Genomic DNA, 24,428 nt, shown 5'->3' with positions numbered 1-24,428 from the left:
TTAAGACAGCAGATGCTCCCTCACCACTGGTGAGGGAGCATCTGCTGTTTTGCGGCAGTGCCATGAGGGCGCTGCTCCTAGTCGGCGCTTACTTCCTGGCGCGGACCGGGCGGGGGAACGACGCCGGCCGCCGGCCGCTGGTCCGGGTACCGCTGGTCGAAGCGATGGCGCGCGATCCGCCCGAGCCTCTCGACCGTGTGCCAGCTGATGACCGCGATGACCAGGGTCACCACGATGGCCGACACCGCCACGAGCGGCGGCAGATCCGCCGTCGACCCGCCGTTGAGCCAGAGAATGACGAGGTAATTCCAGAGATAGGCGGCGTAGGACACGGTGCCCAGCAGCTGCAGCGGGCGCGTCCACGTCGGCATCGCACGGGTGCGGGAGGCGGCGAGGGCCACCAGGACGGCCGCGGCAGCCATAGCCAGCGGGCCTCCGATGAAGAAGAAGGCCGGCGTTTCGTTGGCTTTCGGGAAGAACGCCAGCGCGACCAGGAGTGCCGAGGAGCCGAGCAGGGCGGCGAGCCTGAGCCGGCGGCCCGCGAACCAGCCGAAGACGCGGATCCGGTAGAGGCGCAGGGCCGACCCTAGGATCAGGCCCAGGCCCCACGTCGTGGGCAACGCGTAGACCAGGGAATGAAGTTGCGGAGCCATGATCTCCATCGCCAGCACGCTTGCCGTCATCAGGGACAGGGCGACGGCGGCCGACCAGACGATCAACCGGCCCTGCCGGTTGCGCCGCAGGGCGAGCACCAGCAGCGCGGGCCAGATCAGATAGAACTGTTCCTCCACCGCCAGCGTCCACAGCGGTCCGATGGCCATGCTGACGTCGAAGGGCAGCGGCAGGTCTTTGAGGTAGCCGAGGCCGGCGAGAACGGTGTACCCGACGATGCCCTTGGACCGGTCCCCCAGCACGTCGGTGGCCAGCTCGACGACGGCGTACACGCCCAGGAGCGAGATCAGGGCCGGCACGAGCCGGAAGGCCCTGTGTGCATAGAAACGGCCGTAGCGAATCTTTCGATGCCGTTCCACGTCCCTGAGCAGCACGTTCGTGATCAGGTATCCGCTCAGCACGAAGAACGCAATGACACCGATGATGCCGGCGCCTTGAAATATTCCAGGCCAGGAATGTCCGAGCAGGACTGCGCCAACGGCAGCGCCGCGAAGGACGTCCAGGCCGTCAAGCCGCGGACGCACTGTGAATTGCTTGCTTGCGGTTTGTCTGGTTGTAGCGTGTTGGTCTGTAGATTGCAGGGCGGCCGTGGCGGCCCTTTCGCCGACTAGTAACGCCATATAACCTCCGGAGCCTCTTTCCGGCCGGTTTCTATTTCAGCTGAATCAAGGCAAAACCGTGCCGTTCCTCTTCTGATGAATGTGATTCCGGCGCCACCGCGCCGTTACCTATTATCCCGGACGCGGCTGGACGAAACCTGACCACGGTCCGTCTGGTGGTGCGTTCGCCCGCAACAGCCCGGGATTCAGAGGTTGTGGGCGATGAGTTCGAGCCCGATCACCAGAAGGCTTAAGACGACTTCGGCGAACATGATGGCGGCCTTGTGATGGAGCGGGATATCGAGGCGCCGGATCGCGAGGTACCCGACGACCATGAGTGATGCAACGAGAACAACGACCGCCCAGCCGAGCGCCACGGCCGTCGACCACAGCCCGAGGCCGGCCGCTGCGAGCAGGAGCAGCGGAGTCACCAGAACGCCGAGACCGCCGGCGCTGACCGCGATCATATGGTGCAGTTCTTCACCGGTGGGGAGCGTCGAATGAACCGTCAGGTGGCTCAGGAGATCGGCGACGAAAATCCCCAGCAGGGAACCGATCACCACGATGCTGAGGGTGGCGGCGGCGGCCGCGGGCGACGTCTCGTCCGCGTGGCTCCGAAGCGCCAGCACCACTGCGAGGCTCGTAAAGATGATGTAGACCCGCTCTTTAAGGCTCGCCGCGCGTTGGCGGGCCGCGGGTGACAGGGTCACGGGCGGTTCGATGGGATCCATGTGAGAAGGCCTTCCGGTAAGCGTCACAGGAGTGAACGACGACATGCCCACGACCGCAACGATCCAAATCCATGCCATCTCATAGTGCTCCCGGGGAACCCGCCGAGGCCAGACCGGAGCCCACAAACACAAGCAACGCGGGGTTGCCTACGGCCCATCCGCCAGGTGCGGAACGAGCGGTAAGTGACCCCGCGTTGTTTGTTGTGGGAGGTGTTGGTGCGCCTATTTCACCGGGCTGTAGCGGGCGAGGTCCGCGGCGTTGGTGGCCGCGCTCATCAGCAGGGCCGCGGCCAGCATGTGTGCGCCCACGAGCAGCGCCGGGATGCCGTTGTAGTACTGCGTGAAGCCGATGATGGCCTGCAGCACAGTGACGCCCAGGAGCATGAACACCGCGGAACGGAACGGCCCCGGGATACGCCCGCGCAGCACCAGGAACACTCCGAACAGCGCTCCGGCGGTCACCAGGTACGCCGGCATGGCATGGATGTGCGCGAACAGGTCCCAGTCGAGGTCATTGCGCGGGGCGTTGGCGTCGCCGGCATGCGGGCCGGCCCCGGTCACCACCACGCCCAGGCAAACGGCCACGGCGGAGAAGAACGCGACGGCGGTCATCACCGGGCGCGCGGCGCCCGGCAGGGCCGGAAGCTGCACGGTCCGGGCCTTGCCCGTGCGGCCGTAGGCGCGGTTCACCAGAAGGGTTGCCAGAACCACGAGGGCCATGGATACCAGGAAGTGCAGGCCCACGACCCACGGGTTCAGCTGGGTGAGGACGGTGATGCCGCCGATGACGGCCTGGGCCGGGATGCTGGCGAGCAGGCCGAGGGCCAGCAGGAAGAGGTCGCGGCGTTCCTTGCGGAGGTTCCACAGGTACACGAGCATCATCACCGCGACGGCGGCCAGCGCGAACGTCAGGAGCCGGTTGCCGAATTCGATGATTCCGTGGAACCCCATTTCCGGCGTGGTGGCCAGGGATCCTTCCGTACAGCGCGGCCAGGTGGGGCAGCCAAGGCCCGAGGCGGTAAGCCGGACGGCGCCGCCTGTCACCACCAGGACGATCTGGCCGATGAGGGACAACACGGCCAGCCGCCTGATCCTGTTGTCGACCGTGACGGGCAGTCGGGAGGTGAACCCGGAAACGATCCGGGGTGTGCGTGACGCCGTGCTCACAGTTTTCTCAATTCCACTTGAACCAACGGATTGCCGCGCCGCCGGCGATCGCCGTCCAGAGCAGCAGGACAAAGACGGCAGCAACGTTGACGCTGCCGTACAGGAAAGCATCCCTCAGCGCCTGGCCCAGCGAGCCGGAGGGGAGGAAGTGCACCACAGCCTGCGAGAGCGCAGGGAGCCGTTCGGACGGGATCACGATCCCGCCCAGGGCGCCGAGCAGAATCCAGAGCAGGTTGGTGATGGCCAGGGTCGCCTCCGGCCGGACCGTCCCGGCGACCAGCAGCCCCAGCGCGGTGAAGCATGCGGCCCCGAGGACCAGGATGAGCATGCCGGGCAGCCAGCCTGCGGGGTTGGGCTGCCAGCCCAACACCAGGGCCACGGCCGAGACGATGAGCACCTGCAGGAACAAGACGGCCAGGACGGCCAGGATCTTGCCGGCGATCAGTCCGGTGCGGCCCAGGGGAGTGGTGGAAAGAAAGCGCAGCACGCCGTAGCGGCGGTCGAAGCCGGTGGCGATGCCCTGGCCCGTGAAGGCGGTGGACATGGCGCACAGGGCCAGGATGCCGGGGACGGCAACGTTGATGCGGCTCGAACCCAGCCCGTCCAGCAGCGGCGTCACGGTCAGGCCGACCATGGCCAGCAGCGGCAGGACGATCGCGAGGATCAGCTGCTCGCCGTTCCGGAGCATGGTGATGGTTTCGTACCGCCCCTGCAGCATGATCCTGCGCAGCAGCGGAGCGGGTGCGCTGCCGTGTGCTGTGAGCGGCGCACTGCCCAGGGGGGCACTGCCCAGAGGCGCGCCGCCGGAAACGCGGGTCATCGGATCTCCCTTCCGGAGATGTCCAGGAAGACGTCCTCAAGGCTGCGTGCCTCAAGGCTCAGGGAGCTGGGCATGATCCCGCGCGCGGCCCACCACGCGGTGATCGCCGCGAGGTCCGCCGGGGTCAGTGCGCCGGTCACGGCGTAGCTGCCGGCCCGGGCCTCGGTGACCTCGACGCCGTCGGTCAGCACGCCGGTGAAGTCCAGGCCCGGTTCGGTCTCAAACAGCAGGGTGCGGATGTGCTGCCCGTCGTCGCCGGCGGGCAGCTGATGCTGCAGGAGCTGAGCGACGGTGCCTTCAGCGACGTTCCGTCCGGCGTCGATGATGTAGACGTAGTCGGCCAGGCGCTGGGCGTCGTCCATCAGGTGGGTGGTGAGGATGATTCCCATCCCGCTGTTACGCAGCTCGGCGATGAGATCGAAGACCATCTGGCGGGACTGCGGATCCAGGCCGGCGCTCGGCTCGTCGAGGAAGAGAACCTCCGGGTTGCCGACCAGCGCCGCCGCAAGGGCAAGGCGCTGCTTCTGGCCGCCGGACAGGCGCCGCACTGAGGTGCGGCTGAACGACTCGATCCCCAGGCGGGCAATGAGCTCATCCACCGGCCACGGATCCTGGTACATGCCGGCAATGTGCTTCAGCAGCGGGATGGGACGGGCCGACGGCGGGAGACCGCCGTCCTGCAGCATGACACCGACGCGCGCACGGAGGCCGGCGCCGGCAGTGTCCGGATCCTGGCCGAGCAGGCTGATGGTGCCGGAGGTCCGCTTCTGCAGCCCCTGGGCGCATTCGATGGTGGTGGTCTTGCCGGCGCCGTTGGCGCCGAGCAGGGCTGTTACCTGACCGCGTTCGGCAACGAGGGAAAGGCCGCTGACCACGCGCAGCATCTTGCCGTCGAGGGTGGGCAGTGGACCAACATCCTTGACGAGCCCGCTGATGGTCAGAACGGGGGATTCGGGAGATCGCACCACAGCATTCTACGCGATGTAGTACGGCGTTCCCCCGGAACGGGCGCCAACTGCAGGCAAGCCATGCCTTACTGGATCGCCGGAGTAAATTACGACATGATTGTGTTGTGTATTCCATGAGTCCCTCTGTGTCTGGAGCCGCTGTGTCGGGAGCCGCTGCGCCCCGTGCCCGGTCCGGCCGCGGCGCTGCTCGCCTCGGGTCCGACCGGGCGCACGTGGCCGTCGTCCCGGATGAGGTTCCCGACGCCGTTCCCGCGGGCGCCGCCAGCCAGACCCACGACGCCGAAGAGCGCACGCGTGACCGCGTCCTCAACGCCGTGCTGGAGCATGGACCCATCAGCGCCGCCGAACTCGGCGACCTCCTGGGCTTCACCCCTGCCGCCGTCCGCCGCCACCTCGACCACCTCTCGCGCAGCGGCGTGATTGAGGTCAAGCGGGCTGCCCGTGCCGGTGCCGGCGCGGGACGTCCCGCCCGGCGCTATGTCCTGAGCTCCCAGGGCCAGTCGACGCTTGGCAACGACTACCTCGACATCGCCACCGTGGCGTTGCGCCGCCTGGGCGAGGCCGCCGGCCCCGAGGCGGTCCGGCAGTTTGCCGTCGAACGGTTCGCCGACATGGAACGCCGCTACGCGCCCGGGATCGAGCAGGCCGGACCGGACATCACGGCCCGGGCCCGGGCCCTCTCCGAGGCGCTGAGCCGCGACGGTTTCGTCGCCTCGGCGCAGTCGATTGAAGCCAAGGCGCCGCTTCCGGCCGCCCTGTCCAGCGTCCAGCTCTGCCAGGGGCACTGCCCCATCCAGCACCTGGCGGCCCAGTTCCCCGTGTTCTGCGATGTGGAGACCGAAGTGTTCTCCCGGCTGGTCGGCGTCGATGTGCGCCGGCTGTCGACCCTCGCGCGCGGCGGGCACGTCTGCACCACCCACATACCTACGGGCCGTCCGGCCGCCGTCGGGGCTTCCAGTCCCGCAGCCCCGGGTACCCCGGATGAAGTATCCAACCATCTGCAAGAAAGGCCGTGATGACGGACCAACTATCAGAGAAGAAGGTTGCTGACTCTACTGTGATTTCGGAGATTCTGGAAAAGAATCCCGAGCTCCACGGAATCGGCACCTACGAGTACGGCTGGGCCGACAAGAACGACGTCGGAGCCAACGCCCGCCGCGGCATCGACGAAGACGTTGTCCGCGACATCTCGGCTAAGAAGAGCGAGCCGGAATGGATGCTGGACCTGCGCCTCAAGGGCCTGAAGTACTTCGACCGCAAGCCCATGCCCACCTGGGGCGCGGACCTCTCCGGCATCGACTTCGACAACATCAAGTACTTCGTGCGGTCCACTGAGAAGCAGGCCGCCACCTGGGAAGACCTTCCCGAGGACATCCGGAACACGTACGAGAAGCTCGGCATCCCGGAAGCCGAGCGCAGCCGCCTGGTTTCCGGTGTTGCGGCCCAGTACGAATCCGAGGTGGTGTACCACCAGATCCGTGAGGACCTCGAAGCCCAGGGCGTCATCTTCCTGGACACCGATACCGCCCTGCGCGAGCACCCGGAGATCTTCCAGGAATACTTCGGCACGATCATCCCGGTGGGCGACAACAAGTTCGCCTCGCTCAACACGGCCGTCTGGTCCGGCGGGTCCTTCGTGTACGTGCCCAAGGGCGTCCACGTGGACATTCCGCTGCAGGCCTACTTCCGGATCAACACCGAAAACATGGGCCAGTTCGAGCGCACCCTGATCATCGCCGACGAGGACTCCTACGTCCACTACATCGAAGGCTGCACCGCGCCGATCTACACCTCGGACTCGCTGCACTCCGCCGTCGTGGAGATCATCGTGAAGAAGGGCGCCCGCGTCCGCTACACGACCATCCAGAACTGGTCCACCAACGTGTACAACCTGGTTACCAAGCGCGCCATCTGCGAAGAGGGCGCCACCATGGAGTGGATCGATGGCAACATCGGCTCCAAGGTCACCATGAAGTACCCGGCCGTCTACCTCGTGGGCGAGGGCGCCAAGGGCGAGACCCTGTCCATCGCGTTCGCCGGCGAAGGCCAGCACCAGGACACCGGCTCCAAGATGGTCCACATCGCGCCGAACACCAAGAGTTCGATCATCTCCAAGTCCGTGGCCCGTGGCGGCGGCCGTGCCGCCTACCGCGGCCTGGTCCAGGTCCGCGAAGGCGCCAAGCACTCGGCCAACACGGTCCGCTGTGACGCCCTGCTGGTGGACACCATCAGCCGCTCGGACACCTACCCGTACATCGACATCCGCGAGGACGACGTCACCATGGGCCACGAGGCCACGGTCTCGCGCGTCAGCGAAGAGCAGCTGTTCTACCTGATGTCCCGCGGCATGCGCGAAGACGAGGCCATGGCGATGATCGTCCGCGGCTTCATCGAGCCGATTGCCCGTGAGCTGCCGATGGAATACGCCCTTGAGCTGAACCGCCTGATTGAACTGCAGATGGAAGGATCGGTCGGTTAATGACTGACATCACTACTGAAAAGGCCCGCATCGGCGCGCCGTCAGCCCAGCCGTTCATCAACGGTTTCACCGAGGAAGGCGAGAGCCTCTCACCGCTGAATGCCGCGGAGTCCAAGGCGCCGCTGGCCGGCGAGGCCGTCAAGCGCCACTCCCACGGTGGCGGCGTCGGCATTCCGGACAGCTCACGCGCCGGCCGGCTGACCTCCTACAAGCTGGCTGACTTCAAGCCGCTGACCGGCATGGAAGAGGACTGGCGGTTCACCCCGCTCAAGCGCCTCCGCGGTCTGCACACCGAGGTCCTCAACGGCGCCGCCCCGTCCGTGAGCGTGACCGCCCCGGACAGCGTCACCGTGGAAACCGTCGGCCGCGACGACCGCCGGATCGGCTCCGCCGCCATCCCCGAGGACCGTGTGTCCGCGAACGCCTGGGAGAACTTCACCAAGGCCACCGTCATCACGGTTCCCGCCGAGGTCCAGGTCGACGGCGAGGTCAGCGTCATGCTGACCGGCCAGGGCACCGAGGCCTCCGCGCAGCACGTCGTGATCGTCGCCGAAAAGTTCTCCAAAGCCGTCGTAGTCCTGGACCACCAGGGCACCGCCGTCGTCTCGGAAAACATCGAGATCGTCGTCGGGGACGGCGCGCAACTCACCGTCATCTCGCTCCAGGAATGGAACGACGACGCCGTGCATGCCTCCTCCCAGCAGGCCAAGCTCGGCCGGGACGCCAAGTTCAAGCACATCGTCGTCAGCCTCGGCGGCGACCTCGTGCGCGTCACGCCGTCGGCACGCTTCACCGCTCCGGGCGCAGAAGTGGAACTGTTCGGCCTGTACTTCGCCGACGCCGGCCAGCACCTCGAGCAGCGCCTGTTCGTGGACCACTCCGTGCCCAACTGCAAGTCCAACGTCCTGTACAAGGGTGCCTTGCAGGGCCGCAATGCGCACACCGTGTGGGTTGGTGACGTTCTGATCCGCAAGGAGGCAGAAGGCACCGACACCTACGAGGCCAACCGCAACCTGGTCCTGACCGACGGCGCCCGCGCGGACTCCGTGCCCAACCTTGAGATCGAGACCGGCCTGATCGCCGGCGCCGGCCACGCCAGCGCCACCGGACGGTTCGACGACCAGCACCTGTTCTACCTGATGGCCCGCGGCATTCCGGAAGAGGTGGCCCGCCGTCTGGTGGTCCGCGGCTTCCTGAACGAGATCATCCAGCAGATCAAGGTTCCTGCCATCGAAGAGCGCCTCACGGACGCTGTCGAGCGCGAACTCGCGGCAACGAATCATTAGCCAGCACAGCAGCACAGGGAAGATCAATGACTGAACAGCCAAAGGGCGAGCTTGTCTGCAACGCCAGCGAGATCCAGGTCAAGCAGGCACTGCGGATCCTGATCGACGACTACCCCGTTGCCATCGTGAAGGACTCGATGGGCGAGATCCACGCCATCGGCGACACCTGCTCGCACGCGGACATCTCCCTTTCCGAAGGTGAGGTGGAAGGCTGCAAGATCGAGTGCTGGGGCCACGGTTCCCAGTTCGACCTGCGCAGCGGTGAGCCGCTCCAGCTGCCGGCCTACGATCCTGTTCCCGTCTTTGCCGTGACCGTCCTGGATGACGAGGTCTATGTGGACTTCACCAACGTCCTGAACGGTGCCGAGGCCCCGAACTTCAGCTAGCCTCCGGCAGCTAGCGCACCACAACTTATCGACAAGAAAACGCACAGTGCCGGAGGGCACCGTGCAGAGGAGAACAAGGCACATGTCTACTCTTGAGATCAAGGACCTGCACGTCAGCATTGACACCGAGCAGGGCACCAAGGAAATCCTGAAGGGCGTCAGCCTGACCATCCGGACCGGCGAAACGCACGCCATCATGGGTCCGAACGGTTCCGGCAAGTCCACCCTGGCGTCCACCATCGCCGGCCACCCGCGCTACAACGTCACCTCGGGTACCATCACGCTCGACGGCGAAGACGTCCTCGCGATGAGCGTTGACGAGCGCGCCCGGGCCGGTCTGTTCCTGGCCATGCAGTACCCCGTCGAGGTTCCCGGCGTGAGCATGACGAACTTCCTGCGCACCGCCAAGACCGCCATCGACGGCGAGGCCCCGAAGCTCCGCACCTGGACGAAGGACGTCAAGGCTGCCATGGCGCAGCTGCGCATCGACGCCGACTTCACCCAGCGCAACGTCAACGAGGGCTTCTCCGGCGGCGAGAAGAAGCGCGTCGAGATCCTGCAGCTCGAACTGTTCAAGCCGAAGTTCGCGATCCTCGACGAGACCGACTCCGGCCTCGACGTCGACGCACTGAAGGTTGTCTCCGAGGGCGTCAACCGCGCCCACGCGGAAGGCAACATGGGCACCCTGCTCATCACGCACTACACCCGGATCCTGCGCTACATCAAGCCGGACTTCGTGCACGTGTTCGTTGACGGCCAGGTTGTCGAAGAGGGCGGCCCGGAGCTCGCCGACCGCCTTGAAGAAGAAGGCTACGACCGCTACGCCACGGGCGCCGGAGCAGCCACGATCGCTGCCGCAGACGCTGCAGCACAGGCCTAGTTAGGACTTCACCATGACTGAACTCAATGTGGCCCGCACGGGCCTCGAGGACGTCGAAGAGGCACTCAAGGATGTGATTGACCCGGAACTCGGGGTCAACATCGTTGATCTGGGCCTGCTCTACGGCCTGAAGTACTCAGACGACGACGGCGCCCTCCTGATCGACATGACGCTCACCACGGCCGCCTGCCCGCTCACCGATGTCATCGAAGAGCAGGTCGGCAAGGCCCTGGACGGGATCGTCGACGACTGGCGCCTCAACTGGGTTTGGATGCCGCCGTGGGGCCCGGAACGGATCACCGAAGACGGACGGGACCAGATGCGCGCCCTGGGCTTCAACATCTAGGACACCACCGCCTGCCTAGCCTCGCTTCGCTCGGCCAGGGAGCCCCCGGCGGCGGAGGCCCCTGATTACGATGACGCCGGCCCCGCCTCAGTGAGGCGGGGCCGGCGTCATTTAAGCCTGCGCGTTCCCTTTCGGCCCGGTCGGTGATCTGATGAAGGCAACGAGTCCGCCGCGGCACACTGGCCGCGGACCGGGCATAGTGTCAACAGGAGGCGAACCGGAATGGATGCCACACCACCACCGTGGCCGGAAACGGGCGGCGCGGCCGGCGCGGCGCCGGGGCCGTCCGGCGCCGCCGGGGACTTTGTCGTCGTCGAGGACAGCGGCGAGTTCGACTACTACCGTTCCAGGGAAGACCTGCTGGCGGACCTCGAGTATGTCGGCGAGGCCCCGTGCATCATCGACCGCAACGCCACCTCCTACCGGCTCGAGCTGGACCAGAACCGCCACCTGAAGTTGGGGCCGCCCCTGGGACCCGTGGAATTCCACTGGCTGCGGCAGGCGCTGGCCGACGCCCGCGAGGTGCACCCCGAAAAGCACCGGCTGCAGCGAGCGGACGCCGTCGGGCTGACCGAGCTCGTGGCCGGACTGTTTGAGACGCTGCAGCTGGAACGCGGGACGGACGCTGAGCTGGGGCTCTGGGGCCTGGAAATCGACGGGCTGTCGACGCGGCGCAACGAACTGGCCGACGTCGACCGCCTCCTGGCCGGGAACGAGCAGCTGGACACGGTCCGGGTGACCGACCCTTTCGGGCATCTTTACCGGCCGGTATGGCATCCGAAGCACCGGCACGTGGGCCACGCTGGATTCCTGAGCTACGTTGAGATCCCGGCCCGGCGAACGCGGGGCCAGTGAGCTCCGGGCCGGTGAGGTCCAGCCTTAGGGGTCAGGGTGTTGCCACCGCAAAGGTTTCGCACTTGTTGATGTCCCCGGTCGTGTAGCCCTGATAGAACCACTTCTGCCGCTGTGCACTGGACCCGTGGGTCCACGCTTCGGGTGAGACGCGGCCTGTGGCGGCTTTCTGGATGCGGTCGTCACCCACGGCCGAGGCGGCCGACAAGGCATCCTGAAGATCCTTGTCCGTGAGCGGTTCGAGATACGGCTGGCCGGTCTTGGGGTCCGGCTGAGTAGTTGCATAGTGTGCCCACAGCCCTGCGTAGCAGTCGGCCTGGAGCTCCACCCGGACACCCCCGGAAGCGGGACCCTGCGGATCCTGTTGCGCGCGGTCGAGGTTGCCGAGCAGGTTCTGGACGTGGTGCCCGAACTCGTGGGCAACCACATATTCCTGTGCCAGCGGCCCGCCGGAGGAGCCGAACCGGTCCACGAGTTCCTGGAAGAAGCCGGGATCGAAGTACGCCGTGGTGTCGACGGGGCAGTAGAACGGTCCTACCTCGGTGGTCGCGGCGCCGCAGCCGGTGTTGGTCCCGCCGGTGAAGATCACGGCCTTGGGACGCGGGTATTTGGTGTTGTACTGGGCCAGATAGGCCGGCCAGAAGGCGTTCAAGCTGTTGACGGTGCCCGTGATCCTGCAGTCGAGGCGGGCGTCGGCGTCGGCCCCGGTCTGGCAGGCGGGCGCAGAGCCCTGACTCTGCGACTGGGGGTCCTGGGTGGTGCCGGCCAGTCCCTCGAGAAGCTGGGGGTTGATGCCGAACAGTGCGGCCAGCAGCAGGATGATGCCACCGCCGATCCCGCCGCCGATCATGGGGCCGCGGCCCATCCCTCGTCGATCCTGGACCTGTGAGGGATCCAGCGGGGCGTTGTCATTGAAGCTCATGGAGTCACAATATCCCGCACAAAGGGGCGGCGGCGGCCGGCAACGGTAAAGTTGGTGCGATGCCTTTTCTCGACAGACTCCAGCGCTGGGCCGATGACCGTCCCGACGAAACTGCCGTCGTCGTGGCCGGGACGCACCTCAGCTGGTCCGGTCTGCGGGACCAGGCCGCGGCGCGGGTCCCCGCGGCGCCGGCCATCACCGTGTTGTCGGAACTCAACTCAACCCGCTTCGCCGTCGCGTTCGCCGCTGCCGTCGCCGGTCAGCGCCAGTGCGCCGTGCTGGACCCGGTCTGGCCGCAGCAGCTGCAGGACGCGATTACCGCCCGCATCGTGCGGACACCGGTTCCGGGGGATGAGTCCGGCGCTGGACTGGGAGCCGAGCTGGTTGACGGGTCGCCGGTCACCTCGTTCCTGATTGGTCTGACCTCCGGGACCACCTCGGTGCCTAAGGCGTTTACCCGCTCCCGGCGGTCCTGGCAGGAGTCGTTCGACGCGTCCATTGAATTCTTCGGCCTGACCCGTGACGACAAGACCCTGGCCCCCGGCCCGCTCGCGGCGAGCCTGAACCTCTACGCCCTCGCCGAATGCCTCTACGCCGGTGCGGAGTTCCACACGCTTGAGCACTTCGACGTCGGCGCCGCCCACGCGGCCGTCAGCCACGACGGCATCACCCGGCTGGTCCTGGTCCCCACCATGCTCCGGCTGCTTAGCGAGCGCGGCCTGGCCGGCGGGGTCGACGCCTCCGGCATCCGCAGCATCGTCTGCGCCGGCTCCAAGCTGGACGCCCGGACGCTGGAAGCAGCGAGGCGCTGGGCACCCAACGCCACCATCTTCGAGTACTACGGCGCCTCCGAGCTCAGCTTCGTTTCGGGCGCCGGCCTGCGCCCGGGCGAGGCCGTGGAGCAGGGCGGCACCGGGATCGGGAAACCCTTTCCCGGCGTCGATATCCGCATCCTGGACGACCGGGGGGCCGAACTCCCGGACGGCGGTGACGGCAACATCTGCGTCCGCAGCGGCATGGTCAGCAACGGCTACCTGTGGGGCGACGACGGCCACGCCCTGCGGTGTTTCGACGGCTGGTACACCGTCGGGGACCAGGGATATATCTCCGGCGGGACCCTGCACATGCTGGGCCGCCGCTCGGACATGATCATCACCGCCGGCACGAACGTCTACCCGCACGAAGTCGAAATGGCGCTGGCGTCCGTCCCGGGCGTCGCGGCGGCCGTGGCGGCCGGCATGGCCGACGACCTTCGGGGCCAGCGTGTGGTGGCCGCCGTGGTGCCCTCACACGGGGCGGTCACCGCCACCCAGCTGAAGGCGGGCATTGAGGACGTGCTGGCACGCAACAAGCGCCCCCTCGAATACTTCGCGCTGGCCGAGCTGCCCCTGACCGACCGGGGCAAGATCAGCCGGCAGCTGCTGCTCGACTGGGTGGTCCGGAACGATCCCCGGATCCGGCGCCTTGGCTGAGCCGAGCACGGAGCCCCGGCCGTTGGGAGACGGTCCCTTGGGAGACGGTCCGTTGGGAGGCGGCCCTTTGGGAGGCGGCCCGGCTTCCGGCGGGCGTGCTTCAGGCGCGCCGTCCTTCCCGGGGCTGTTGCCGGAGGACCGGCAGCCGGTGATCATCGCCGCACGGCGGACGCCGCTCTGCCGGGCCAACGGCACTTTGAAGAAACTGCGCTCCCACGAGCTCCTGGCCCCGGTGCTGCGCACCCTTCTCTCCGACGCCGGTGCGGGCCTCACCCCGGACTCCGTCACCGACGTCGTGATCGGCAACGCCGTGGGCGGCGGCGGGAACGTGGCCCGGCTCGCCGCACTGGAGGCCGGCCTGCCCGTCACGGTGCCCGGCGTCACGGTGGACCGGCAGTGCGGCTCCGGGCTGGACGCCATCGTGCTGGCCTCCCGGCTCGTCGCCGCGGGCGGCAGCGGCGTCTACCTCGCCGGCGGCGTGGAAAGCATCAGCACGGCCCCGCTCCGGGCGCACCGCAACGAGGACGGCAGCGCGGACTACTACAGCAGGGCCCAGTTCGCCCCGCTCAGCCTCGGCGACCCGGACATGGGGGTGGCGGCCGAGAACGTTGCCGCCTGCTACGGCATCAGCCGGGACCGCCAGGACGCTTTCGCGCTTAGCAGCCACCGCCGTGCCCTGGCGGCCGCCGCCGCCGGGCGGTTCGACGGCGAACTCGTGCCGGTCGCCGCGCAGTCAGGGGCCGCCGTGGCAGCCGACGACGGTCCGAGGCCCACCCTTGGCCCGGCCCTGATGGCCCGCTTCCCGCCCGTGTTCGCTGCCGGCGGCACGGTCACGGCCGGGAACTCCTGCTTCGACGCGGACGGCGCGGCCGCTGTCATCATTACCTCCGTGGAACGGGCCCGGCAGCTGGGCGCCCCCGACGGGCTCCTGGTGCTGGCAACCGAGACTGCCGGGGTGGCGCCGCACCTGCTAGGCATCGGGGCGGCCGCGGCGGCCGGGCGGCTCCTGGCCGCCCACGGCCTCACGTCTAAAGACCTGGGCCTGGTCGAATTCAACGAGGCATTCGCCTCCCAGACGCTCGCGTGCCTGGATCAGTTGGGGATCGATCCGGAGCGCGCGAACCTCGACGGCGGCGCCCTGGCTCTCGGGCACGCCTACGGAGCTTCGGGCGCGGTGCTGGTGACCAGGCTGCTGGCACAGGCCCGCAGGTCCCGGGAGCCCGGCCAGCTCGCCTTGGCCATGATCAGCATCGCCGGCGGCATGGGCACGGCCGCGCTGCTCGGGTACTGCAGCCTGGGCTGACCCTCCCGGGCCACCCGGGGGACATGCCCATTCTTCGCCGCGGCCGGTGGACATGCGGGGCTAATGTCCCGTGGCTGCGGACAACGGAGGACATGTCCAGCGGGTATGGGTTCCGGGTGTGGGCCGCTCGGGCACCGCGGACGGGACATGCCCATTCCTCGGCTTGAAGGGTGAACACTATGGCTCTATGTCCAGTGCCCGCGGCCCGGGGAGGACATGTCCAGCGGGTATGGGTTCCGGGTGTGGGCCGCTCGGGCACCACGGGCGGGACACGCCCATTCCTCGGCTTGAAGGGTGGACACTGTGGCTCTATGTCCATTGCCCGCTGCCGGGGGAGGGCATGTCCAGCGGGTGTGGGCTCCGGGTGTGGGCCGCTCGGGCACCGCGGGCGGGACATGTCCATTCCTCGGTTTGAAGGGTGGACACTGTGGCTCTATGTCCATTGCCCGCGGCCCGGGGAGGACATGTCCAGTGGAACTGGGTCCGGGAGAGCGCCCCGGGGCAACCGTCAGGGGACTAGTCCTCCGGGTCCTCCGGGTCCTCGGGCTCGCCCAGGCCACGCGCGGCCAGCGCTTCGCCGGTCTGCCGGGCGAAGGCCACGGTGGTGATGAACACTGGGAGCACCAAAGCGCGGGGGTTGCGGTCGAGTCCGCGGGCCCGGGCGGAGTCGCGGACGTTCAGGTAGGCCTCGGCAACGAACGGGATGCTGCGGAGCATGATGGCAATCGTCAGGGCGAAGCGCTCAGGGTCCGCACCGAAGCGCCGGAACGGCCGGGCCAGGGATGCGACGCCGTCGAGGAGCGCCTGCACCGGGGTAGTGGCGGTGAGGATCGAGGCCGCCACAACACAGACCAGAACGTTCAGCACGATCCGCGCGGCGGTGGGTGCGCCCAGCTGCCACCACTGGAAGACGCCGATCGCCAGCAGGACCGGCAGGACCGGGCGCACCGCGCGGAACAGCCGGGCGGGGCCCGCGCCGCTGAGCAGGAACAGCCCGCACAGCAGCGCCAGCGCGACGGCGGACACCGCCCAGTCGGAGATCAGGAAGGACGCCATTCCGCACCCGACAACCAGCAGGAACTTCAGCCAAAGCGGCGCCCGGTGGATCAGGGAAGTGCCTGGCGAGTAGGTTGCCAAAAGGAAGCCGTGGCCGCTCACGGCCGCTCCAGCCCGCCCTGCTGAAGCCCGGCCAGCCCGGCGCCCCCGGCACCGGTCCCAGGCAGGCCCTCGGGAGGCAGGCCCGCAGCACTCAGGGCGTGGTAGTGCCGGACGGCCTCGGCCGGACCGCCGTCGAACACCACCCTCCCGGCATCCACCACAAGGACCCGGTCCATGTCCTGGGCGAGCTCGAGGTCGTGGGTGGACAGGATGACCTGCTGGCGGAGCCCGGACAGCGTGCGCCGCAGCAATTCGCGGTTGCGCAAGTCCAATAGCGTGGACGGCTCGTCCAGGACCAGCACCTCAGGGTCGACGGCCAGGACGGCGGCCAGGGCCAGGAGTTGGCGTTCGCCGCCGGAGAGTTCGTAGATGCTCTGGTCCGCGAGGCGCAGGAGCCCGAACCGGTCCAGGACTGTCTCCGCGTGGGCGCGGCGCTCCGTGGTGTTGCGGATGGAGCGCCGCAGGGACAGCTCCACGTCCTCGCGCCCGGTGGGCATGACCAGCTGGGAAAGCGGATCGGTGAAGACAAAGCCCACACGGCGGCGGACCTCCCGCACGGCGCGGACGGTATCGGCGCCGTCGACTCCCACCGTGCCGTCGCTGGGTGCAACGAGCCCGTTGAGGAGCCTCAGGAGGGTGGACTTGCCCGAGCCGTTCGCCCCGATAATCCCAATGCGCCGTTCCGTGAATGTGAGGGAAAGCTCCTGGAGCAGCGTCTTGGGATCGGTGCGGCCGTCAACGGACACCCGCACCGAGACCCGGTCCAGGACGATGGTGCTCACGGGCGGGCGTCTGCCGTCCGGACGCGGCGGAGCAGCAGATCCGGGAAGGCCTTGTGCAGGGCCACGGCAATGCTCACGGCCAGGACGTTTTTGATGATGTCGCCGGGGTAAAACACGAGGTCGGCCAGGAAGGCCTTGGAGAAGTCCAGCTTGGCGTTGACCATCATGCCCAGGATGCCCAGGCCGTGGATGAAGACGATGCTGCTCACCATGGCGGCGGCGAACAGGAGCGCGGCGCGGAGTTTGCCGGTCCGGGTGGCGGTGCGAGCGAGCACGACGACGGTCAGCCAGCCAACCGCCGTGGCGGCCAGCAGGAAACCGATGATGTAGCCGGCGGAGGGGCCGGCGAGGACGCCCAGCCCGCTGCGCCCGCCGCTGAAGATCGGCAGGCCGGCGAATCCCAGCAGCAGGTAGAGTCCCAGGGCAGCGAAGGCGCGCCCCGGGCCGAGCGCCAGCCCCGTGAGCATGACGGCAAGAGTCTGCAGCGTGATGGGCACGCCGAGTCCGCCAACGGGAATGGCGGCGATCAGCGCGGAACCTGCCACTAGGGCGGCGAACACGGCGATCAGGCCGAGGTCGGTGGCGTTCCAGCGGCTACGGCGGCGCGAGAGCCCGGTCTTGGCTGTGGCGGGGTGGTCGGTCTGCGTCATGGTGTTCCTGTCGAAGGTGCGGTGCGGTGCGGTGCATGGCGTCGATGCGGCGCACAACGGAATGGTGATTTCGACTGTACGGCCGCGGCCGTCCGGGTTTTTTGTAGGTGCCCCACTAAGCGGCGGCCCGGATGCTGGAGGGCGCCGCCAACGAATGCCGTCCGCGGCACGCGGGGCGGCCGGCTGCGGCCGCCGGTGCCCATGTCACGGAGCCCGGGCGGGGCCGGTAGACTTGTAGAGGCCGTGCTCTCGGCCGACCTGCCCCGGCCCCGCCCAGACTCCACCCGATGTGCCGCGGCATTCCCTGTTGTGAAAGGCCTTAGCTGCATTGATTACCGTCCAGGATCTCGAACTTCGCGCCGGCGCCCGCCTCCTCATGGACCAGGTGAGCTTCCGGATCGACAAGGGAGACAAGATCGGCCTGGTCGGCCGTAACGGTGCAGGCAAGACCACACTGACGCGGGTGCTCGCGGGCGAAGGCCTGCCGGCCGCCGGCAAGGTGACCCGCAGCGGCGAAATCGGCTACCTGCCGCAGGATCCGCGCACCCCGGACATGGAGCAGCTCGCACGGGACCGGATCCTGTCCGTCCGCGGCCTGGACGTCGCCGTCGGCAAGCTCCGCGTGGCGCACGAAGAGATGGCCAGCGAGGACGCAGCAGTCCAGCGCAAGGCGATGAACCGCTACGACCGGCTGGAATCCGAATTCCTGGCCGCCGGCGGCTACGCGGCGGAAGCCGAGGCCGCGGCGATCTGCTCGAACCTCGCCCTGCCGGACCGCCTGCTGAACCAGCCGCTGAAGACCCTGTCCGGCGGGCAGCGACGCCGTGTGGAGCTCGCGCGCATCCTCTACTCGGACGCCGAGACCATGCTCCTCGATGAGCCCACCAACCACCTCGACGCCGATTCCATCTCCTGGCTCCGTGAGTTCCTCAAGAACCACCAGGGCGGCCTGATCGTCATCAGCCACGACACCGAACTGCTCGAAGCGACGGTAAACAAGGTCTTCCTGCTGGACGCCAACCGCGCCCAGATCGATTTCTACAACATGGACTGGAAGCGCTACCTCACCCAGCGCGAAACCGACGAGCGCGCCCGCAAGCGGGAACGCGCCAACGCGGAGAAGAAGGCCCAGGTCCTCATGGACCAGGCGAACAAGATGCGGGCCAAGGCCACCAAGGCCGTCGCGGCGCAGAACATGGCCAAGCGCGCCGAACGTCTCCTCGGCGGGCTCGAAGCGGTCCGCGAAAACGACCGCGTGGCAGCCCTGCGCTTCCCGGACCCCTCGCCCTGCGGCAAGACCCCGCTGACCGCGGACGGCCTGAGCAAGTCCTACGGCTCGCTGGAAATCTTCACCGACGTCGACCTCGCGATCGACCGCGGCTCCAAGGTGGTCATCCTGGGCCTCAACGGTGCCGGCAAGACCACGCTGCTGCGCATGCTCGCCGGCGTCGACAAACCGGACACCGGCGAAGTGATCCCCGGCCACGGCCTGAAGGTGGGCTACTACGCCCAGGAGCACGAGACGCTCGACGTCGACCGCACCGTCCTGCAGAACATGCGTTCTTCCGCCCCGGACATGAACGATTCCGAAGTCCGCGGCATCCTGGGCTCATTCCTGTTCTCCGGGGATGACGTCGACAAGCCCGCCGGTGTCCTCTCCGGCGGCGAAAAGACCCGTCTGGCCCTGGCCACCATTGTGGCATCGAGCGCGAATGTGCTGCTCCTCGACGAGCCCACCAACAACCTGGACCCCGCCAGCCGCTCCGAAATCCTCGGCGCCCTGCGCAACTACACCGGCGCCGTCGTGCTGGTGAGCCACGATGAGGGCGCCGTCGAGGCGCTCAACCCGGAGCGCGTCGTCCTGCTTCCCGACGGCATCGAGGACCACTGGAACGAAGACTACCTGGACCTGATCACGCTGGCGTAAACCCCTAACGGACGGGCATCTCCACGGCGCCCGTGATCCGGCGGAGTTGTTCGTAGCTGATCGAGAACATCGAGTTGTGGTCGCCTGCCCCTGCCCAGAGCACGGGGTGTGCCGCCAGCGACTGGTCCAACAGCGTCCGGATCTTCTCCGGATGCCCCACGGGAGCCACACCGCCCACTTCCTGACCGGTGTGTTCCAGGACGAATTCGGGGGAGGCCCGCCGGATTTTCCCGGCCCCCAATTGTGCGGCGACCTTGCGGACATCGACCCGGGCGGCGCCGCTGGCCAGGATCAGCAACGGCGTGCCGTCGAGGTCGAACACGAGGCTGTTCGTGATGGCCGCGACGTCGCAGCCCAGGGCGTTCGCGGCAGCGGCCGCCGTCGGGACTTTCGACTCAAACACCGTGACGGTGTCCTCGGCGCCCAGTGAGGTCAGCGCGTGCTTCACCCGGGCCACCGGCTCCGGAATCAAGGCGCCCACGTCTCAGTAGCCCTGCGCGTCCAGAATCGCGTCTTCCTCTTCCTCCGCGGTCGCGTTCTTCCGCTTGCGGGGGACAGGACGACGCCGGGCCACCGGGCCGCTGGAGTGGAGGAATCCGCCGTTGGCGGCCTCAGCTTCCGCGTCCTCCGCGTCAATCGCGGCGTTGCGGGCCTGCTGCCGGGCGGCATAGCCGAATCCGACGAACATCAGCACACCAAAAGCGAACCACTGCAGGGAGTAGGAGAGGTGGGTTCCTTCATCGGTGGACGGTTTGGGGAACGGGAAGGGCATGGCCTGCACCGAGGGGGACTCCGAGGCAAGTTGTCCGTAGGCGCCCCTGAGCAGCGGATATCCCAGTTGCGTGGAATAAGTCGGGAGGTCGATCGAGGCCAGCTGGCCGTCAGGGGCCCCGCGCTGGAGCTCGGGTTCGCCGGCCTTGAGGCGGGCAACCACCGTCACCGGTCCCTGCGGCGGCACGGGCACAGAGTCGGGCCGGCCCGGCGTGTTGTTCCCGATCGGCAGCCAGCCCCGGTCAATCACCACAGTTTCGCCGGACTCGAGCCTCAGCGGCACCACGACCTCGTACCCGGGCTGGCCGTTCAGCGGCCGGTTGCGGACGACTCGCTGGCCAGCGGCGTCGTAGCTGCCCTTGAGTTCCACCTGGGTCCACTCGCGCTCCGGATCGAGCCGGCTGAACTGGTCCCGGACGGCGGAGAAGGGCACCGGTGTGGCGGAGTAATTGGAGACCACCCGGTTGATTTCAGCCAGTGTCTCGGCGCGGCGGTCCATCTGCCACCGGCCAAGACCCACGCAGGCTGCGGCGAAGACCGCGGCGAGCAGCAAGTACCCCAGCCACTTGCTGGAGAAGAGAAAGCGGTACATTCAGCCGATCCTGCCTGACGGGTCCAGGGGGGCAGTCTTGTCGAAGGACGCGGTCGCTTCGAGGGCCAGTGTCTCTTTCCACAGCCCGCGGGTCTGGAGATAGTCCTCAAGCCAGGAGCGGTGTTCACCGCACGCCAGCCAGATCTTGCGCCGCTCCGGGGTGTGGATCTTGGGGTTGTTCCACAGGAGCTGCCATTCCGCCGGCGTGCGGCAGGCCTTCCGCGAGCAGACGGTGCCGGGGGCCGCGGCGGTGCCGCCGCCGTTCCCGGCCAGGTCAAAGAGGTTCATGAAGCTGCCCGTCCGTGGGTGTCGTCGTCGTTCTCATCATCGATCAGTTCGCCTTGCAGCAGCGTCACGGCGGCGTCATCCCCGGCGCCATCCGAGGCGGACGCCTGGCCCGGGTCTGTGAAAGCCGGGGCGTCCAGCTCGACCTGCGGCACATAGTCCAAGAGGGAATCGCTGTGGATCTCCGCCTTGTCGCTGCCGTTGGCGATCACCACCGCAACCCACGGCAGGAACACGGCCCCCAGGACGGGAAGGAGCTTGAACCAGCCGTCCACGACGAAAATGAGGATCAGGCAGACCATGCGGATCCCCATGGCGATCGCGTATTTGATCATCCGCTGGCGCATCTCGTCCGAGTGCGCGGCAGCGGCGTCGGTAATGCTGTGCACCTCAGTGCCGCCGGACTCGGCGTCCGGCCTCCCGGGCACAGGAACACCGGGTCGGTTTTTGAGTGTCACGGCTGTTAGATCACGCTCCCAAGGCTTACTCCGATTCTCTCACCATCGGCGGAGCCGCCCAAACGGATGCGAACCGGACGCTAAGATCGGAGGCAGGAAAAATCCAGCCCCCAGCGCGGCCTTCCCTGCCGCAGAATTCCGGAGCCCCGCATGTCTGAAACACCCACCACCGGCCGCAGCGTTCTGATCACCGGCGGAAACCGGGGGATCGGCCTGGCCATCGCCGAGTCCTTCCTGGCCAACGGCGACAAGGTCGCAGTGACCTTCCGCAGCGAATCGCCCCTGCCCGAGGGCATTCTCGGCGTCAAGGCAGACGTCACGGACGAAGCCTCGGTTGACGCCGCGTTCGCCGCTGTCGAAGCCGCCCACGGCCCCGTCGAGGTACTCGTTGCCAACGCCGGCATCACCAAGGACACGCTCCTGATGCGCATGAGCGAAGACGACTTCACCTCCGTGCTCGACACCAACCTCACGGGCGCCTTCCGCGTCATCAAGCGCGCGTCCAAGGGCATGATCCGGGCGCGCAAGGGCCGCGTGGTCCTGATCTCCTCGGTCTCCGGCATGTACGGCGCGCCGGGCCAGATCAACTATTCGGCCTCCAAGGCCGGCCTCGTGGGCATCGCCCGTTCGCTCACCCGCGAGCTTGGCGGCCGCGGCATCACCGCGAACGTGGTGGCGCCGGGCTTCATCAACACCGACATGACGGCCGAGTTGCCCGAGGCTACCCAGAAGGACTACCTGACCAAGGTTCCCGCCGGGCGCTTCGCCGAGGCCTCCGAGGTCGCCAACGTCGTTCGCTGGATCGCCAGCGACGAGGCCTCCTACATCTCCGGCGCGATCATTCCGGTCGACGGCGGCCTCGGCATGGGCCACTAGATCCCGACGGCGGCGCACGGCCGCCTCGCGCGCACCGGCCGTGCCGGGCGCGGCGGCCATAGCGGACGACGGCGGTATCCGCCGTCGTCCGCTGCCATCTGCCGCCCGCCGCCTCCATCCCCGGGACGCCCGCCCGACTCCTCGACGCCGGGCCTTTTTGCCCTTGGCAGTGCCGGCCCGGGAGCGTGTAATGGGCTCACAGCCCCTGACCTGCCGCGGCAGGGGCGTGGACGCAGGAGGAAAATCATGAGTGATCTGAGCAAATGGACGCCCTCGGACATGCTGGAACCCGTCCGCCGCTTCCTTGACGGAGACTTGACGCTGGCGCCCAGCATCAAGATCGAACAGTTCCAGGAGGGCAACACCCTGGTGGTTCGGGCCGAAGTGCCCGGCATCGATCCCGACACGGACGTCGACGTCTCGGTCAGCGAGGGCATGCTGAACATCTCGGTGGAGCGGGAGGAAAAGTCCGAGCAAAAGAGCAAGACCGGTTACCGCTCGGAATTCCGTTACGGCTCGGCCACACGAAGCATTGCGTTGCCTGCAGGGGCGAAGGAAGAAGACGTCACGGCCACCTACAAGGACGGCGTCCTGGAGGTGCGCGCGCCGGCGCCCGAGGTGGCGCCCGTCGAAACCACAAAAAAGATCCGGATCGACCGCAGCTGATACGGCGCTGGTCGAGACGGTACTCGCTGATCCTGCACTCGCTGATCCTCTGCGGTTTGACCCTTTACTGGCCGTGCGATGAGGCTGGCGGCAGCTGCCGCCGCGGCGTCAGCGGGCCTCGTCGCGGGCCCGCTGGAGCCAGCCCGCGACCTCGGCGTCGAGGTCATCTTCCGAGCGACGCTCCAGGTGGTGCATCCAGACGCCGGGGGACGGGCTGACCACTGACTTGAACCTTGATGCGTCGATACGGCTGGGCCGCCCGCGTCCCCAACCGGGGGGACATGTCCAGTCCTGACCCCCGGCACTGGACATATGGGCCACATGTCCAGGCCAGAGCCCACACGGAGAGCATGTCCCGCGCAGGGGAGGTGCAGGGGAGAAACAGGGGACACGCCATGCTCCCGGAAACTACGCCGCCGGGGCTTCTTTGTGGAGGCTGAACAACTGAAAAGGCGAAGACCGCTGGCATGATGGATTGCAGACCCAAAGTGTTTGGACGTTTGGAACAAAGGAGCTTGTATGGGACTGCTGGAGAATAAGACTGCGATCGTGACCGGTTCGTCGCGCGGAATCGGCGCCGAAGTCGCCAAGTTCCTCGCTGCCGAGGGTGCTGCCGTGGTTGTGAACTACCGTCAGAAGGCGCCGCGCGCCAACAAGGTTGTCGCCGAGATCGAGGCCGCCGGCGGCCGCGCGGTGGCGGTCGGGGCTGACCTCACCACCCAGGAAGGCGTCCAGGCCCTGGCCAGCGCCGCCATGGAGAACTTCGGCTCGCTCGACCTCCTGGTCCTCAATGCCTCCGGCGGCATGGAGACCGGTATGGAAGAGGACTACGCCCTGAAGCTGAACCGTGACGCGCAGGTGAACATGCTCAACGCTGCTGCGCCCCTCATGCCGGAAGGCTCCCGCGTGGTCTTCGTGACCAGCCACCAGGCCCACTTCATCGACACGGTGCCCACGATGCCCGAGTACGAGCCCGTCGCGCGCAGCAAGCGCGCGGGCGAGAACGCCCTGCGCGAACTCGTCCCGGACCTGGCCGACAAGGGCATCTCACTTGTGGTTGTTTCCGGCGACATGATCGAGGGCACCGTCACGGCCACCCTGCTTGACCGCTCCAATCCCGGCGCCATCGAGGCCCGCCGTGCCGAGGCCGGCAAGCTGTACTCGGTCACGGAGTTCGGCGCCGAGGTCGCCAAGATGGCCACGGCCGACGTCGAGACCGGTCACACCGAATACGTCGGCGGCGCCGATTATTTCGATAAGACCGCAGCCAAGTCGGCCGACAAAGGTTCCCACTAGGACCTCAGGCCCGCGGCCGCGATGGCACGTCGCGGCAATGTTTCCCCCAAAACATTGCCGCGACGTGCCATCCCGCAGTTAACG

Annotated in this window: 26 protein-coding genes; 13 read left to right on the top strand and 13 right to left on the bottom strand. The window is 67.7% G+C overall.

All coding sequences use genetic code 11. The features are described 5' to 3' along the window. Positions 1-77: 77 nt before the first annotated feature. The 5 genes from ACVWZ7_RS00340 to ACVWZ7_RS00320 all read right to left on the bottom strand — a co-directional run bounded on the left by ACVWZ7_RS00340 (position 78) and on the right by ACVWZ7_RS00320 (position 4,954). Positions 78-1,196: an acyltransferase family protein gene (locus ACVWZ7_RS00340; RefSeq protein WP_456506541.1), complete on the bottom strand. Its 1,119-nt coding sequence runs from the start codon at positions 1,194-1,196 to the stop codon at positions 78-80. A gap of 281 nt (positions 1,197-1,477) precedes the next feature. Next, the gene (locus ACVWZ7_RS00335) at positions 1,478-2,002 is read right to left on the bottom strand and encodes a hypothetical protein (protein ID WP_237563291.1); all 525 of its coding nucleotides are present in this window, start codon (positions 2,000-2,002) and stop codon (positions 1,478-1,480) included. A 222-nt stretch (positions 2,003-2,224) separates the two neighbouring features. Next, the gene (locus ACVWZ7_RS00330; protein WP_116765735.1) at positions 2,225-3,169 is read right to left on the bottom strand and encodes a COX15/CtaA family protein; all 945 of its coding nucleotides are present in this window, start codon (positions 3,167-3,169) and stop codon (positions 2,225-2,227) included. A 7-nt stretch (positions 3,170-3,176) separates the two neighbouring features. Then, on the bottom strand, positions 3,177-3,887 hold the full coding sequence (locus ACVWZ7_RS00325) for an ABC transporter permease (protein WP_456509038.1): 711 nt from the start codon (positions 3,885-3,887) through the stop codon (positions 3,177-3,179). A gap of 98 nt (positions 3,888-3,985) precedes the next feature. Further along, on the bottom strand, positions 3,986-4,954 hold the full coding sequence (locus ACVWZ7_RS00320; RefSeq protein ID WP_344367742.1) for an ABC transporter ATP-binding protein: 969 nt from the start codon (positions 4,952-4,954) through the stop codon (positions 3,986-3,988). Positions 4,955-5,061: 107 nt separating this feature from the next. On the opposite strand from ACVWZ7_RS00320, the gene ACVWZ7_RS00315 reads away from it, so the two are divergent. The 7 genes from ACVWZ7_RS00315 to ACVWZ7_RS00285 all read left to right on the top strand — a co-directional run bounded on the left by ACVWZ7_RS00315 (position 5,062) and on the right by ACVWZ7_RS00285 (position 11,189). Beyond that, positions 5,062-5,973, top strand: a complete 912-nt coding sequence (locus tag ACVWZ7_RS00315; protein WP_344367741.1) for a helix-turn-helix transcriptional regulator — start codon at positions 5,062-5,064, stop codon at positions 5,971-5,973. After that, positions 5,973-7,436, top strand: a complete 1,464-nt coding sequence (gene sufB / locus ACVWZ7_RS00310) for a Fe-S cluster assembly protein SufB (RefSeq protein WP_116765731.1) — start codon at positions 5,973-5,975, stop codon at positions 7,434-7,436. Before ACVWZ7_RS00315 ends, sufB begins: the two co-directional genes overlap by 1 nt. Continuing rightward, positions 7,436-8,722, top strand: coding sequence for a Fe-S cluster assembly protein SufD (gene sufD, locus ACVWZ7_RS00305; protein ID WP_456506540.1), 1,287 nt, complete (start codon positions 7,436-7,438; stop codon positions 8,720-8,722). The genes sufB and sufD overlap by 1 nt, the downstream gene beginning before the upstream one ends. Before the next feature lie 26 nt (positions 8,723-8,748). Continuing rightward, positions 8,749-9,108 (top strand): non-heme iron oxygenase ferredoxin subunit, encoded by a 360-nt coding sequence (locus ACVWZ7_RS00300; RefSeq protein WP_091254076.1) that lies wholly within the window; start codon positions 8,749-8,751, stop codon positions 9,106-9,108. 82 nt (positions 9,109-9,190) lie between these two features. Next, complete coding sequence (gene sufC, locus ACVWZ7_RS00295) at positions 9,191-9,988, top strand: Fe-S cluster assembly ATPase SufC (RefSeq protein WP_091254077.1); 798 nt, start codon at positions 9,191-9,193, stop codon at positions 9,986-9,988. Positions 9,989-10,001: 13 nt separating this feature from the next. Further along, complete coding sequence (locus tag ACVWZ7_RS00290) at positions 10,002-10,334, top strand: metal-sulfur cluster assembly factor (RefSeq protein WP_018772973.1); 333 nt, start codon at positions 10,002-10,004, stop codon at positions 10,332-10,334. A 222-nt stretch (positions 10,335-10,556) separates the two neighbouring features. Beyond that, positions 10,557-11,189, top strand: coding sequence for a hypothetical protein (locus tag ACVWZ7_RS00285; RefSeq protein WP_456506539.1), 633 nt, complete (start codon positions 10,557-10,559; stop codon positions 11,187-11,189). Between the two features lie 31 nt (positions 11,190-11,220). On the opposite strand, the gene ypfJ is transcribed toward ACVWZ7_RS00285, so the two are convergent. After that, positions 11,221-12,108: a KPN_02809 family neutral zinc metallopeptidase gene (gene ypfJ, locus ACVWZ7_RS00280; protein ID WP_456506538.1), complete on the bottom strand. Its 888-nt coding sequence runs from the start codon at positions 12,106-12,108 to the stop codon at positions 11,221-11,223. Positions 12,109-12,167: 59 nt separating this feature from the next. Between ypfJ and ACVWZ7_RS00275 the strand changes: the two genes are divergently transcribed. Beyond that, positions 12,168-13,580 (top strand): class I adenylate-forming enzyme family protein, encoded by a 1,413-nt coding sequence (locus ACVWZ7_RS00275; RefSeq protein ID WP_456506537.1) that lies wholly within the window; start codon positions 12,168-12,170, stop codon positions 13,578-13,580. Between the two features lie 148 nt (positions 13,581-13,728). Next, a complete protein-coding gene (locus tag ACVWZ7_RS00270; RefSeq protein WP_456506536.1) occupies positions 13,729-14,883 on the top strand; it encodes a thiolase family protein in 1,155 nt (384 codons plus the stop codon). 516 nt (positions 14,884-15,399) lie between these two features. Here ACVWZ7_RS00270 and ACVWZ7_RS00265 read toward each other — a convergent pair. From ACVWZ7_RS00265 to ACVWZ7_RS00255, 3 genes are read right to left on the bottom strand one after another with little or no spacing between them, the layout of a single operon-like run. Further along, a complete protein-coding gene (locus tag ACVWZ7_RS00265; RefSeq protein ID WP_456506535.1) occupies positions 15,400-16,041 on the bottom strand; it encodes an energy-coupling factor transporter transmembrane component T family protein in 642 nt (213 codons plus the stop codon). After that, positions 16,038-16,823 (bottom strand): energy-coupling factor ABC transporter ATP-binding protein, encoded by a 786-nt coding sequence (locus tag ACVWZ7_RS00260; protein WP_456506534.1) that lies wholly within the window; start codon positions 16,821-16,823, stop codon positions 16,038-16,040. The genes ACVWZ7_RS00265 and ACVWZ7_RS00260 overlap by 4 nt, the downstream gene beginning before the upstream one ends. Continuing rightward, positions 16,820-17,473, bottom strand: a complete 654-nt coding sequence (locus ACVWZ7_RS00255; RefSeq protein WP_456506533.1) for a biotin transporter BioY — start codon at positions 17,471-17,473, stop codon at positions 16,820-16,822. The genes ACVWZ7_RS00260 and ACVWZ7_RS00255 overlap by 4 nt, the downstream gene beginning before the upstream one ends. Positions 17,474-17,801: 328 nt before the next feature. Here ACVWZ7_RS00255 and ACVWZ7_RS00250 point away from each other — a divergent pair, with 328 nt between their 5' ends. Next, the gene (locus ACVWZ7_RS00250) at positions 17,802-19,400 is read left to right on the top strand and encodes an ABC-F family ATP-binding cassette domain-containing protein (protein WP_456506532.1); all 1,599 of its coding nucleotides are present in this window, start codon (positions 17,802-17,804) and stop codon (positions 19,398-19,400) included. A 4-nt stretch (positions 19,401-19,404) separates the two neighbouring features. On the opposite strand, the gene ACVWZ7_RS00245 is transcribed toward ACVWZ7_RS00250, so the two are convergent. From ACVWZ7_RS00245 to ACVWZ7_RS00230, 4 genes are read right to left on the bottom strand one after another with little or no spacing between them, the layout of a single operon-like run. After that, the gene (locus tag ACVWZ7_RS00245; RefSeq protein WP_456506531.1) at positions 19,405-19,881 is read right to left on the bottom strand and encodes a YbaK/EbsC family protein; all 477 of its coding nucleotides are present in this window, start codon (positions 19,879-19,881) and stop codon (positions 19,405-19,407) included. 3 nt (positions 19,882-19,884) lie between these two features. Next, positions 19,885-20,763, bottom strand: a complete 879-nt coding sequence (locus ACVWZ7_RS00240; protein ID WP_456506530.1) for an SURF1 family cytochrome oxidase biogenesis protein — start codon at positions 20,761-20,763, stop codon at positions 19,885-19,887. Then, the gene (locus tag ACVWZ7_RS00235) at positions 20,764-21,051 is read right to left on the bottom strand and encodes a hypothetical protein (RefSeq protein ID WP_344367728.1); all 288 of its coding nucleotides are present in this window, start codon (positions 21,049-21,051) and stop codon (positions 20,764-20,766) included. It lies immediately after the preceding gene. After that, entirely contained in the window at positions 21,048-21,506 is a 459-nt protein-coding gene (locus ACVWZ7_RS00230; protein ID WP_344367727.1) for a DUF3099 domain-containing protein, read from the bottom strand. Before ACVWZ7_RS00230 ends, ACVWZ7_RS00235 begins: the two co-directional genes overlap by 4 nt. 150 nt (positions 21,507-21,656) lie before the next feature. Between ACVWZ7_RS00230 and fabG the strand changes: the two genes are divergently transcribed. The 3 genes from fabG to ACVWZ7_RS00215 all read left to right on the top strand — a co-directional run bounded on the left by fabG (position 21,657) and on the right by ACVWZ7_RS00215 (position 24,344). Then, a complete protein-coding gene (fabG, locus tag ACVWZ7_RS00225; protein ID WP_116765718.1) occupies positions 21,657-22,382 on the top strand; it encodes a 3-oxoacyl-ACP reductase FabG in 726 nt (241 codons plus the stop codon). Positions 22,383-22,628: 246 nt separating this feature from the next. After that, positions 22,629-23,048 (top strand): Hsp20/alpha crystallin family protein, encoded by a 420-nt coding sequence (locus tag ACVWZ7_RS00220; protein WP_456506529.1) that lies wholly within the window; start codon positions 22,629-22,631, stop codon positions 23,046-23,048. Positions 23,049-23,567: 519 nt separating this feature from the next. Further along, positions 23,568-24,344 (top strand): SDR family oxidoreductase, encoded by a 777-nt coding sequence (locus ACVWZ7_RS00215; RefSeq protein ID WP_456506528.1) that lies wholly within the window; start codon positions 23,568-23,570, stop codon positions 24,342-24,344. The last annotated feature ends 84 nt before the right edge of the window (positions 24,345-24,428 follow it).

This window comes from Arthrobacter sp. TE12232, from assembly GCF_054062615.1.
This window is presented reverse-complemented; position numbering and strand designations above follow the sequence as displayed.

Bases quoted from the DNA above. Each gene is read 5' to 3' on its own strand.
- sufB (WP_116765731.1), top strand. From the start codon at position 5,973: ATGACGGACCAACTATCAGAGAAGAAGGTTGCTGACTCTACTGTGATT.
- ACVWZ7_RS00235 (WP_344367728.1), bottom strand. From the start codon at position 21,051: ATGAACCTCTTTGACCTGGCCGGGAACGGCGGCGGCACCGCCGCGGCC.
- ACVWZ7_RS00215 (WP_456506528.1), top strand. From the start codon at position 23,568: ATGGGACTGCTGGAGAATAAGACTGCGATCGTGACCGGTTCGTCGCGC.
- sufD (WP_456506540.1), top strand. From the start codon at position 7,436: ATGACTGACATCACTACTGAAAAGGCCCGCATCGGCGCGCCGTCAGCC.
- sufC (WP_091254077.1), top strand. From the start codon at position 9,191: ATGTCTACTCTTGAGATCAAGGACCTGCACGTCAGCATTGACACCGAG.
- ypfJ (WP_456506538.1), bottom strand. From the start codon at position 12,108: ATGAGCTTCAATGACAACGCCCCGCTGGATCCCTCACAGGTCCAGGAT.
- ACVWZ7_RS00290 (WP_018772973.1), top strand. From the start codon at position 10,002: ATGACTGAACTCAATGTGGCCCGCACGGGCCTCGAGGACGTCGAAGAG.
- ACVWZ7_RS00335 (WP_237563291.1), bottom strand. From the start codon at position 2,002: ATGGATCCCATCGAACCGCCCGTGACCCTGTCACCCGCGGCCCGCCAA.
- ACVWZ7_RS00300 (WP_091254076.1), top strand. From the start codon at position 8,749: ATGACTGAACAGCCAAAGGGCGAGCTTGTCTGCAACGCCAGCGAGATC.
- ACVWZ7_RS00275 (WP_456506537.1), top strand. From the start codon at position 12,168: ATGCCTTTTCTCGACAGACTCCAGCGCTGGGCCGATGACCGTCCCGAC.
- ACVWZ7_RS00220 (WP_456506529.1), top strand. From the start codon at position 22,629: ATGAGTGATCTGAGCAAATGGACGCCCTCGGACATGCTGGAACCCGTC.
- ACVWZ7_RS00285 (WP_456506539.1), top strand. From the start codon at position 10,557: ATGGATGCCACACCACCACCGTGGCCGGAAACGGGCGGCGCGGCCGGC.
- ACVWZ7_RS00325 (WP_456509038.1), bottom strand. From the start codon at position 3,887: ATGCTGCAGGGGCGGTACGAAACCATCACCATGCTCCGGAACGGCGAG.
- ACVWZ7_RS00240 (WP_456506530.1), bottom strand. From the start codon at position 20,763: ATGTACCGCTTTCTCTTCTCCAGCAAGTGGCTGGGGTACTTGCTGCTC.
- fabG (WP_116765718.1), top strand. From the start codon at position 21,657: ATGTCTGAAACACCCACCACCGGCCGCAGCGTTCTGATCACCGGCGGA.
- ACVWZ7_RS00255 (WP_456506533.1), bottom strand. From the start codon at position 17,473: ATGACGCAGACCGACCACCCCGCCACAGCCAAGACCGGGCTCTCGCGC.